At 57.2% G+C, this 11,508-nt stretch carries 11 protein-coding genes; 2 read left to right on the plus strand and 9 right to left on the minus strand.

The window, feature by feature from the left end:
- Positions 1–41: 41 nt before the first annotated feature.
- Positions 42–437: a nuclear transport factor 2 family protein gene (locus I9182_RS03405; RefSeq protein ID WP_209596485.1), complete on the plus strand. Its 396-nt coding sequence runs from the start codon at positions 42–44 to the stop codon at positions 435–437.
- Between the two features lies 1 nt (position 438).
- On the opposite strand, the gene I9182_RS03410 is transcribed toward I9182_RS03405, so the two are convergent.
- From I9182_RS03410 to trkA, 5 genes are all read right to left on the minus strand, one after another.
- Positions 439–747: a putative quinol monooxygenase gene (locus tag I9182_RS03410; RefSeq protein WP_209596488.1), complete on the minus strand. Its 309-nt coding sequence runs from the start codon at positions 745–747 to the stop codon at positions 439–441.
- 20 nt (positions 748–767) lie between these two features.
- The gene (hflX, locus tag I9182_RS03415) at positions 768–2,039 is read right to left on the minus strand and encodes a GTPase HflX (protein WP_209596499.1); all 1,272 of its coding nucleotides are present in this window, start codon (positions 2,037–2,039) and stop codon (positions 768–770) included.
- Positions 2,039–2,278 carry an RNA chaperone Hfq gene (gene hfq, locus I9182_RS03420; RefSeq protein WP_005982826.1) on the minus strand — a complete coding sequence of 80 codons (240 nt, stop codon included), beginning with the start codon at positions 2,276–2,278 and terminating at the stop codon, positions 2,039–2,041. Before hfq ends, hflX begins: the two co-directional genes overlap by 1 nt.
- A 132-nt stretch (positions 2,279–2,410) precedes the next feature.
- The gene (locus tag I9182_RS03425) at positions 2,411–3,949 is read right to left on the minus strand and encodes a TrkH family potassium uptake protein (RefSeq protein WP_209596501.1); all 1,539 of its coding nucleotides are present in this window, start codon (positions 3,947–3,949) and stop codon (positions 2,411–2,413) included.
- Positions 3,949–5,325, minus strand: coding sequence for a Trk system potassium transporter TrkA (trkA, locus tag I9182_RS03430; protein WP_209596503.1), 1,377 nt, complete (start codon positions 5,323–5,325; stop codon positions 3,949–3,951). Before trkA ends, I9182_RS03425 begins: the two co-directional genes overlap by 1 nt.
- Positions 5,326–5,421: 96 nt before the next feature.
- Here trkA and I9182_RS03435 point away from each other — a divergent pair, with 96 nt between their 5' ends.
- Positions 5,422–5,901: a hypothetical protein gene (locus I9182_RS03435; RefSeq protein ID WP_209503766.1), complete on the plus strand. Its 480-nt coding sequence runs from the start codon at positions 5,422–5,424 to the stop codon at positions 5,899–5,901.
- Between the two features lie 40 nt (positions 5,902–5,941).
- Here the strand turns inward: I9182_RS03435 and I9182_RS03440 are convergent, their stop codons facing one another.
- From I9182_RS03440 to I9182_RS03455, 4 genes are read right to left on the minus strand one after another with little or no spacing between them, the layout of a single operon-like run.
- The gene (locus I9182_RS03440; protein ID WP_209596505.1) at positions 5,942–7,108 is read right to left on the minus strand and encodes an MFS transporter; all 1,167 of its coding nucleotides are present in this window, start codon (positions 7,106–7,108) and stop codon (positions 5,942–5,944) included.
- 43 nt (positions 7,109–7,151) lie between these two features.
- Positions 7,152–7,745, minus strand: coding sequence for a helix-turn-helix transcriptional regulator (locus tag I9182_RS03445; protein ID WP_209596507.1), 594 nt, complete (start codon positions 7,743–7,745; stop codon positions 7,152–7,154).
- Positions 7,746–7,787: 42 nt separating this feature from the next.
- Positions 7,788–9,197: a sigma-54 dependent transcriptional regulator gene (locus I9182_RS03450; protein WP_209596509.1), complete on the minus strand. Its 1,410-nt coding sequence runs from the start codon at positions 9,195–9,197 to the stop codon at positions 7,788–7,790.
- On the minus strand, positions 9,194–11,458 hold the full coding sequence (locus I9182_RS03455; RefSeq protein ID WP_209596510.1) for a PAS domain-containing sensor histidine kinase: 2,265 nt from the start codon (positions 11,456–11,458) through the stop codon (positions 9,194–9,196). The genes I9182_RS03450 and I9182_RS03455 overlap by 4 nt, the downstream gene beginning before the upstream one ends.
- Positions 11,459–11,508: the final 50 nt, after the last annotated feature.

The raw sequence follows: 11,508 nt of genomic DNA on the forward strand, positions 1-11,508 counted from the left end.
CTACCATCACCGGGCGAACTGTTTCGGACTAGGGGGAAACTATGGCCAGCATTCGGGATACTCTGAACAACCTTGCCCGGGATTACGCAATTGCCTGGAGTTCAGGTGACGCCGATGCCGTTGCCAGTTTTTACACGCAGGACGGTCGGATCACAACCAACCGGGGTGAGCCTGTCGAAGGGCGTGCCGCAATTGCTGAGATGGCCCGAGATGTCTATTCCGATTTTCCGGATCTGGAAGTGCGGTGCGACATGATGCGATGGGCTGGCTCTCACGCCCTGTTTGTCTGGACACGTGAGGGGCACCATGCTCAGACTGGCAACCATGTTATCGCGCGCGGATGGGATGAATGGGAACTTGCGCCCGATCATCTTGTACAGTCATCAGTCGGCTGGTTCGACACCGATGACTTACAGCGACAACTTGAAGGCACGTGACTTAGGTCGTCTTTTTGGCAGCGGTTTCAATATTGTAACTCCGCGGTATTCCCAGTGTAATCAGAAACCACTCGGATGCCTTCGTCCGCTGCTGATGCACATCAAAGGCCTGCTGATTCACAAAAACCTCTGATACAGTGAACCGTCCGGGTGTGATCTGGTCCTCGACAACGTCGAACGACAGGCAACCCTCTTCCGCCTTTGTGAGGGCGATATGCGTGGGCAGAGCGGCGCGCACATCGTCCAGACGGTCCGCTGGAACATCAATAAATCCGGTCAGAAATACTCTTTGATCCGATATATCAGTCATGTTCCGCCATTTCGCCGTTTCTATAGTGTGTCAAATTGGGCGGCCTGCTTATCCGTCCAAAGGACAGTGATACGAAACCCGTCTTCGGTCTGCTTTTCGGATTGTACAACATCCTGCCGGAACAACCACGCCCGCTTGTTACCTTCCGCAAAGGTCAGGTTCAGAACAACCTCGTGCCGGGCCCCTTGCAGGATTGCCGCAATCTCGGTCAGCAAAGGGATCACGCCTTCGCCGGTAACCGCCGAAATGGCAAATATGGCCGGATCGCGATCCGCCCTCGCCAATGTGGCATTTTTTTCTTCGGCGCTCAGCAAGTCAGTCTTGTTCCAAACCTCAAGCCGGGGACGTTCTTCGTCGACACCAAGCGAGGTCAGGATTGCGTCGACATCCTGCGCCTGTGCTTCGGTTTCTTCATGGCTGATATCACGCACATGAACAATCAGATCAGCGCCCAACACTTCTTCAAGCGTGGCTCGAAAAGACGCCACAAGCTCGGTCGGCAGGTTCGAGATAAAACCCACCGTATCCGACAGGATCACTTCCGGGCCATCGGGCAGTTGCACGCGGCGCATAGTTGGATCCAGCGTGGCAAACAACATGTCCTTGGCCAACACTTCGGCCCCGGTCAGCCGATTGAACAGGGTAGATTTCCCGGCATTGGTATATCCAACCAATGCAACGATCGGGTATGGCACCTTGGCCCGCGCGGCACGGTGCAATGTGCGGGTCTTGACCACTTTCTGCAATTGGCGACGCAGACGCACCAGTTGTTCGTCAATGGCGCGACGGTCGGCTTCGATCTGGGTCTCGCCGGGTCCGCCGACAAATCCCAAGCCGCCACGCTGACGTTCAAGGTGGGTCCAGGCCCGCACCAGCCGTGTCCTCTGATAGCTGAGCGCAGCCATTTCGACCTGCAACACCCCTTCTCGGGTACGCGCACGGTCGCTGAAAATCTCAAGGATCAGCCCGGTCCGGTCGAGGATCTTGACCTTCCATGCCTTTTCCAGATTGCGCTGCTGAACCGGAGTCACTGGCCCATCGATCAGAACCAGCTCAACCTCGTTTTCACTAAGCCGCTCACCCAGTTCTTCAATCTTGCCACTGCCAAACAAATAGCCGGGTTGGGCACGTTGCAGGCGTACGATTTCAGACCCGATCACATCCAGATCGGGCAAAGCAGCAGCCAGCGCAACCGCCTCGGCCAGCGCTGGTTCAGGAACGCGGCGCTGTTCATCTGATTTGATTTCGGGATGCAGCACCCAGGCCCGGGTGCGCGTCCGGTCATGTTCCATCAAGAGGCGTCTTCGCCCTCATACAGGTTGATCGGCTGTGATGGCATGATGGTTGATATTGCGTGTTTGTACACCAGCTGCGACTGTCCGTCGCGGCGCAACAATACACAGAAATTGTCGAACCAGGTGATCACACCCTGCAATTTCACGCCATTGATCAGGAAAATTGTAACCGGAACCTTAGCTTTCCGTACATTGTTCAGGAAAGCATCCTGAAGATTCTGTCTGTCCGAAGCCATATTTTAATAATCTCGCCATTGTTCTTGCTACGCGTTGCGGACCAACGCGCTCCCTCCCGGTAAGTATGGAGTGCCGCGGTAAGATATTCCAGACGAAAAATTAAGCACTAAAGACGACGGGATCCAACCGGTTCAATCCCGCCACAGCGAAGGGGTGATCAGGGCGATGATCGCAAGCGTCTCGAGCCGACCAATGACCATCGCCGCGCACAGCGTCAGCTTGGCGCCTGCGGACAGGTCGATCAACCGGATCGGTACATCAGTGGCCAATTCAATCAGTGGGCCTGTTGTGCTGAGTGTCGCGACACTGAGCACCATGGCCTGTTCAAACCCTGCCCCCATTGCGGCCAGCAAAACGTTGAACACTGCCAATGTCAGCGCGAAGAGCATCAGAAAAATCCAGGCGATAAACGCGCCGTCCCTTTGAATGCGTCGGTTGCCGCCCCCAACCCCGCTGACCGACGAGGGATAGATCAACCGGTCGATCTCGCGCGCACCGTTCAGGTACAGGGCAAAGACCCGCAGTAATTTTACGCCGCCAGCCGTGGTCGCAACCCCGCCACCGATCAGGGCCAGCCCCATCAGCAACAATCCGGGCGTTCCCAGACCAGACAATTGCTGCGCATCATCCCAGTTTGCGCTCTCAAACCCGGCGGTTGTCAAAAAGGCCAGAACAGTGAACAGCATACCCCAAATGACCTGCAATGCCTGTAAAGGCTCGATTTGCCCACCGATTTCCGTAACACCAGCAATAACGCGAAAGAACAGTAGCGCTGCAACGGCCAGAACAATCATCAGGCCAATGCGAAACTCCGGGTCCGTATCCAGGCGGGAATAACCGGACGATGCCGTGTCGGTCGAAAACGTCAGGCGCGAAAGGGCAAAGAACAGGAACAGAAACAGGATCGCCTCGCCCGTGAAGCCCGCTTGCGCGCCTTCCATGCCACCCACCGGAGAAATTCCGGACGTCGCCATGACCGACATTGCGTGGCAAACGGCTGTCAGACCATTTTCGCCAGCAATCAGAAGAAGGATCCAGATCACTGCCGTCAGCCCGGCATAGACCGGGGTCAGTCCCTTTGCCACACGGATCAATCGACCGCGCGGATCAACGCGTTCGCTTTGCGCAACACCCGACACGGGGCGACCCGGCTGACCACGGGCCGTGACCTCGAACCCCCCCAAGGACAAAGGGGCAAGGATCGCAGCGGCGGCAATCCACATCAGCAAACCGCCCATCCAACCAACCAAGGCGCGCCACAGGTGCAGCGGGGCCGTCAGGCGATCTGGATCTGGAAACAGATCCGCTCCCGTGGTTGTCAGGGCACTGACCATGTCAAAATAGGCGTTCAGGAATGTGGTCGTTCCCAGCGCATCGTGAAATGGAATTGCTAGAAAGACGGGAAGAATGGTGAAACATGCAAGCATCACCGCCAACTGCCCCAAAGTCCCGCGCCGTGGCACGCGATTGGACGAGGCCAATGCGATACTGGCGACCAGAAACAACCCGATTATGCCGGAATACAGAAACGACCGGGATGTGTCGTGATCATCCAGCGCCAGCGCGTAAACTGCCGGAACCCACATGGCCAGTGACGCAATAGCCCAGATCAGAAGAAACAGCGGCAACCGCCGCAATAGCCCGATCTGCTGTATCCCCGCACGCGCCATCAGAAGAAATCGATTGAAACCTGCATCAGGCGTTCGACCTCTGGCACGTCGTTGGCCATGGCAAAGATCGCGACGACATCCTTTTCATCGATCCTGAGGCTGCCCGTCGGTCGCATGACCTCATCTCCTTTGCGCACGGCCCCCACCAATACGCCCTCGGGAAAATCGATGTCGCGCAGCCTTTGACCCGCCATGGGAGAGGTTGACAGAACCTCAGCCTCGATCACTTCGGCCTCAGCATCTCCGATCGAGTAGACCTGTCGCACCCGGCCATGACGGATGTGGCGCAAGATCGAACTGACGGTGGTTGCGCGCGGATTGATATACGCATCAATCCCCAAAGGTCCCATCAGGGCCACCATACTGGGATCATTGATCAAAGCGATCGCCAGGGCACAACCCTCGGACTTGGCGCGTACAGCGGCCAGCATGTTCGTGCGGTCATCATCCGTAACCGCCAGCATTGCATCCGCCCTGTCGATACCGGCCTCGCTCAACAAACCGGCATCAAGACCATCACCGTGCAGCACAATCGTTCGTTCCAGCGCCTCGGCGGCGATCTCGGCACACCGCCGATCCCGCTCGACAATCTTGGCGCGCACGCGGCTCTTTTGTTCTTCCAGAGTTCGCGCCACTTCAAGCCCGACATTGCCCCCGCCCACGATCACCACACGATCCTGACGCTTTTGGGTCTTGCCAAACACTTCCATGGTGCGATCCACGTCTTTTACATTGGTAAAGACGTAGCATTCATCGCCTACAAACAACTGATCCTCGGATTCTGGTGCAAAAAGCGTGCCATCGCGACGCACCCCGACTACGATCGAACTGAGCGTCGAGAACAAATCGGTCAATTGCCGCAAGGGTGTGTTCACAATCGGGCAGTCTTCATCCACGCGAATACCCAAAAGCTGCGCCTTGCCGTCCATGAAAATCTCGGTGTCGAAGGCGGACGGGGCCGACAGGCGGCGCATCGCGGCTGCGGCCACTTCGCGTTCGGGGCTGATCACCACATCAATCGGCAGATGATCGCGCCGGTAAAGGTCCGAGTGGATCGCCTCAAGATAGGATTTTGACCGCAGTCGCGCGATCTTGCGCTGGATCGAAAAGACCGAATGCGCCATCTGGCAAGTGACCATGTTCACTTCGTCCGAATGGGTCGCAGCGATGATCATGTCCGCATCGCGCGCGCCTGCCCTTTCAAGCACATCGGGATAACTTGCAAACCCGGCGATCCCCTGCACGTCCAGCGTTTCGGTCGCCCGCCGAACCAGGTCGGGATTGTTGTCGACAACGGTGACGTCGTTCAATTCACCCGAAAGGTGCCGCGCAATCTGCCAGCCGACCTGACCCGCGCCGCAAATAATGACCTTCATGTTTCTGGCCCTTCTGCCTGAAAGGATTGAATGACAGATGCCCCCAAAGCGGTCAATTGAATTGTCATCGCTGATCAGCTGCGGCAAGATAAGCATATGAAAACGCTGTTTCCTATGCTGGTGCCCCTGATGGTGCTGTCCTCGTGCGGGCCGCTCTCGCTTTACTATCGCGAGGGTGAAACCGTGTCACGTCTGCAAAAAGAGACCACCCAGTGTCAGCTTAGGGCGGTCAAAGAAGTGCCAGTTGCCAATCAGATCCGCCAAAGTCCACCGACATATTGGCCCGGGCGCACGTATTGCGACGGCAGGGGTCGTTGCTATCAATCCCCGGGCTGGTGGCAGCCCGGCAGGGTCTATACCGTCGATGTGAATCAGGGTCTGCGAAACACGGTTGAGGCGCAATGCATGGCCGAAAAGGGATTTCGCCCTGTCAGTTTGCCGCCCTGCAAGCAAAATGTGAAATCGCGTGTACCATTGGCGCGAACAACAACATTGCCGCCCCTCAACAGTGCTTCATGCTTTGTGAAATTCGATGACGGGTCGTTTCAGATCATCACTCCGGGGCAAGCCGGGTAAGCAAAACCACGGTACCTCCGATTGATCATTCCAGTCCGGTTCAAGCGCGTTCGCGCCGCGCGGTAAGCCACAAATGAAGCGCCATGGCAACAGCATAGAACCCGACCACGGCAATCAACATGCCTGCTTCACTGGTCCGCCACAGTATTGCAAGCAAAACAGGTGTGCCCAATAGGTTACCCGCATTCCCCATCTGCGCCATCGCACCATAGCTCAGCGCCTGGCTTTCGGGTGTCGAGTTCAACTGCGGCACCGCCGCAAAGCTGCCGCCCTGAACAAGCCCCAGCACCGCAAAAAGCGCAATGCAGACAACGGGCAACGGGGCGCCAAGAAACAGGGCGCCTATCGTAAGGATAGACAGCCCGAAACCGAGGGTAACAACAAAAACAGCAGAACAAACGTTCAACAACACTGGGACGGTAATCCAGGAAATCACGATCCCGGCCAACGGCATCAGACCAGCAATCATCGCACTGACATCGTCCGGCAATCTTCCCGGAAGAATGGCCAGCAGCGAGACGAAGGTCAGCGTGTAAAAGAACCACCCGAGCGCCGGGGCCGACACAAACGCAGAACGATAGGTCTCTACGTGTATGTCAATCAGTGTTCGAACGTTCCAAAAAGGATTGTTCGCCAAAGCCGACGCACTGTTGGGACGGAAAGACACGATCAAGCCGGCGATCAGAAACATCAGCACGCCATGGGTAGCAAAATAAACCGGAAGCCCGACCCGAGAGATCAATGGAAGCCCAAGCCATGCGTTCAGGGCAAAGGCGACGCCAAAGAAACTGCTCCACAAAACCATTGCCGCGTTGCGCCATTTTCCAATCGTGATTTGCGCAATCAGTGTTGGTGCTGCGACAACGATAGCCAGATGAGAGACCCCTTCGACAACGCGGCTGACCAGCATCAGGCCCAAACCGGGGATACTGGCCTGAAACAGGGACACCGCCCCGCCAAGGATCAAGCCAAACATCAGCAGCCGGACAGGCCCCACTCGCCCGGCTATCGCGCCGGACAATGCACCAAGAATCGCGCCAATCAGGCTGATGACTGACAAAAGCCAGCCAATCTTGTCCGCGTGCGCAGGATAGAGGGCTGCGACTTGAGCAAAAGGAACCGCAATCTTGGCGAATTGGGTCGCCGCACCTAGCCCGGCAAGCCAAAGCAACAAAACCTGTAACAAGATGCGTAATGGATGGGGCATAAGCCGGTTCTACTGCACCCGACCGCACAGGAATACGCATAAATTATGCGCGTCCCGACCGTGCCCCACTGACCAGCCGGACCGGCGTTCCATCCGACAGGTACAAGCGTTCCCAAGTGATCTGTCCGGCGCTGATCCGGATACGGTCGTGCCGCGCTTCGGAGGTTACAAACGACTTGGGGTTGGGCGCTTGCAAATCCCACCATCCCTCGTCCTGTAGCTCGGCCTCAGCCTGGCGGATTTCGTCCGTCGCAAATTGCCAAAGGGATACGCCAAGCAGTGCCCGTTGGGAGGTTTTCCAGTCCCGCGCCCGCCGGCGGGAATAGGCCAGGCACATGTGGCCGGCCTCCTCAACCAGATGGATGCAGTCGGTCGAGTTCACGACAAGCTTTCTTAACGCATTGTCATCCGCCCTGAAAGGAGCCAGCGCAGCAAACACCGAGTGTTGCAGATCAGGCGTTGGAAGCTGAACCCCGTTCTCCCATCTGGAAACCGTGGTCTGATCGACCTCCAGAACCTCGGCCAGCGCTGCTTGTTTCAATCCGATCGACCGTCGAAGTCGCTTTAACCGCCTGCCAAAAGCCGGGTAGCCTTCGACGAACCGGCCAGTCAGATCAGAGTTTACCGTTCTCGCCATCACTTCCACACATCCGTCTGTCCGTGAACTATGACCCCAGACTCATTCTGCCGGTTCGGGTTCGTCGATTTGCGCGACCCGCGCACCGGATTTGTTCGAGGTCACAACACCCAGCGACTTTAACTTGCGATGCAGCGCACTGCGTTCCATGCCGACAAAGCTGGCGGTGCGGCTGATATTGCCGCCAAAGCGGTTGATCTGGGTCAGCAGATATTCTCGCTCGAACGCTTCGCGGGCCTCGCGCAGCGGCAAAGTGGCCAGCGCACCCGACAAGACAACGCGGCCCGACTCTTCGGCCTTGTCTTCTTCGTTTGGCAGCTCGCGCGCTTCAATCGGGCCGGTGCCGTCACCCAGGATCAAAACACGTTCGATCAGGTTCTTCAGCTGACGCACGTTACCCGGCCAGGTCATGGTCTGAAGCAAAGCGACCGCCTCTTCCGACAGCTCCCGCATGGGCAACCCTTGGGTTTCATTACACATTTCAATGAAATGCTGTGCCAGAACCGGAATATCTTCGCGCCTGTCCTCGAGAGAGGGAACGGTAATCGGTACCACATTCAGACGGTGATACAGCTCTTCCCGGAAACGTTCGGCCGCGATTTCATCATCAAGATCCTTGTTGGTCGATGAGATCACCCGAAGGTCCACGCGCACTTTGTCCGAGCCACCTACGCGCTGGAATTGCTGATCTACCAGCACACGCAGGATTTTGGACTGTGTACCCAATGGCATGTCGGACACTTCATCAAAATAGACCACGCCGCCGTGGGCTTCTTCCAGCAATCCAGATTCCACGCCGCGTTCGGCTGATTCCCGACCAAACAGAACTTCTTCCACACGCTCAGGCTCAATCCCGGCGCAGTTGACGGTCACGAACGGAGCGTTCGCACGGTTGGAGTGGGCATGGATATAACGCGCAGCGATTTCCTTGCCAGAACCCGCAGGCCCGCGCAACATGACGCGACCGTTTGATTTGGTCACCTTGTCCAACTGCCCCTGCATGGCCCGGAACGACGCGGATTTGCCGATCATATCCGAGTTGTTGACCTCTTTCCGCTTCAGGGACGCGTTCTCGCGCCGCAGACGAGACGTCTCCATCGCGCGGCGGATCACCACCATCAACTGGTCAATGTTAAAGGGCTTCTCGATAAAGTCGTAAGCACCCTGTTTGATGGCCGCTACAGCGATTTCAATGTTGCCGTGGCCGGAAATAATCACCACCGGCACATCCGGGTTATCACGCTTTACCGCCTTGAGAATATCGATCCCGTCCATGCGGCTGTCTTTCAGCCAGATATCCAGAATCAACAGACCCGGCGGTTCGGAATTGATCGACGCCATGCACTCGTCCGAGTTGGCTGCCAGCCGGGTTGAATAGCCTTCGTCCTCCAGAATGTCGGACACCAGCTCGCGAATATCGCGCTCGTCATCTACGATCAGAATGTCGCTCATCTTTGGCCTGCTTTCAGTTTGTTGGTTCTAATTGCCTGCTTCTGTGGCGCAACGGTTGGGGACATACTTGCCCCAGGCAAACGGATCACAGCCATTGCGCCAAAATGGCCCTGTCCGTCAAATACGGGCGCGTCCTCAAGGGTCAGCGCGCCGCCGTGCTCTTCTATGATTTTCTTGACAATCGGAAGGCCCAATCCGGTCCCTTCGTCGCGTGTCGTTACATAAGGTTCAAACAAACGCGCCCGGTCTTCCGGTAGACCGATCCCATTGTCTGCAATGGTGATGACTGTACCTGCATCATCGCTTGAAAGAGCCACCTTGATCTGTGGTTTCAGGTTTTCCGGGGCCCCTTTTTCTTTCAAGGTAACAATAGCTTCTCCGGCATTCTTAATCAGGTTGGTCAACGCTTGGTTGAGCATGGTCGCATCTACATCCGCCATGATTGGCTGCTGCGGCAGGTCAGCGTCAATCTGTACGTCCGGTTGTCCCGCGTGCTGCAAAAGAACGGCTTCGCGCACCAGTTCGACTAAGTCCTCTTCGCGGCGAACGGGTTCGGGCATCCGCGCGAACTTGGAAAACTCGTCCACGATACGCCGCAGGTCGTTTGTTTGCCGCACGATGACACCGGTCATCGATTCAAGGCTGCCGCTGTCTTCCTCATCCAGTTTGCGGGCAAACTTGCGCTTGATGCGCTCTGCGCTGAGCTGGATCGGCGTCAATGGGTTCTTGATTTCATGTGCAATGCGGCGGGCCACGTCACCCCACGCTGCCATTCGCTGCGCGCTGACCAAATCGGTTACATCATCAAAGGCAACCACATAGCCTTCCAACCCGCCATCCTCTCCGCGACGGATGGCCATGCGGACCAGCAGGTTCTCTAGCCGCCCCTTGCGTGTGACCTTGATCTCGCCCTGAACGGCTTCTTGCCCGCTGTCCTTGAGGCTCTCAAACAAAGGCAGAAACTCGGGAACCGCAATGCCGATAGCCAGGTGTTCTTCGCCCCGCGACCAGTCCAGCAAGCGTTCAGCCGAACGGTTGACGAAGGTAACGCATCCATCGGGATCCACGCCGACAACACCGGACGTGACCGAACTGAGCACGGAATCAAACAAGCGACGCCTGCTTTCGATTTGCTGGGTGTTTTCCAGCAGCGTGTCCCGCTGCCCTTTGAGTTGTCGGGTCATCTGGTTGAAATATCGGCCCAACATCGCAATTTCGTCGTCGCTGGCCTCTTCGATCACCTGAACGCTCAAGTCTCCGGCGCCGACCCGCTGCGCCGCCGTGGTCAAACGTCCTACCGGGCGCGACAGGCGTTCGGCAAACCACATCCCCAACGACATCGCAGCCAGGATCAGGATCAGCGCAAAGCCGAGATACAGCAGGCCGAACTCGAACAGCACCCTGCCCCGTTCACTCTCCAATTGTTGATAAAACTGTGCCGTTTCCTTGGTGTCATCCAGCAGTGTCAACAACTGCCCATCCACCTCGCGGCTGACATACAGGTAACGGTCCAGATAAGCAGTAAGCGGCACCAGCGCACGGAATTCATTATTCGGCCAGTCGGCAATGATCAGCAGCCCCTTATCTGCCGCTTCGGTCATCTGTTCCGCTGTAGGCGCCTCGTAGTTGAACAGATAGGATCGATCCCCGCGCGACCGGATTTCGCCCGTGCCGTCGATGACATAGGCCTCGCGCAATCCGCGCTGAATCCGGGCCTGCCCCTGCGCCAGAACCTCGCGGAGTTCGGCATCAGAAATGTAAAATTCCACTGAGCGTGCATTGTTCAGGAACCGCGCTAGGACGGTTGCGTCCTGCGTCAGACCGCTGCGATGTTCCTGCTCATAAGCCTCTGCCGCCGTAAGGGAAGACCCGACAACCTGGCGCACGCGATCCGAAAACCAGCCTTCCAGACCGATATTCACGGTCAGGCCAGCAAAAATGGCGACCGTAACGGTCGGAACCAGCGCAAGCAGCGTAAACGCCCCGATCAGGCGCAAATGCAGACGCGAGCCTGCCGACTTGGCCCGCCTTGCAGCAATCAGGCTGCCCAACTGACTGAGCACCAAAGCTGCCACAACCAGAACATAGACAAGATCAGCCAGCAGAATCAGCCGCAATGTCGGCGCGGTCGCACCTAGGTCAAAAGGACCAATGACGAGGTATGTGGCAAGCGCCAGAACTGGCCCCATGAGGACCAGCCCAAAGGTGCCGAAATTGCGCAGTTTCCGTGATTTACGCCATCGACCAATCGATGGGATCATCCCGCTCTGTGCTCGGGTTGCCACCGTCTGCCCTCATCCTGATGTGCCGC

Source organism: Ruegeria sp. HKCCSP351, assembly GCF_017872535.1.
Lineage (GTDB): Bacteria > Pseudomonadota > Alphaproteobacteria > Rhodobacterales > Rhodobacteraceae > Ruegeria.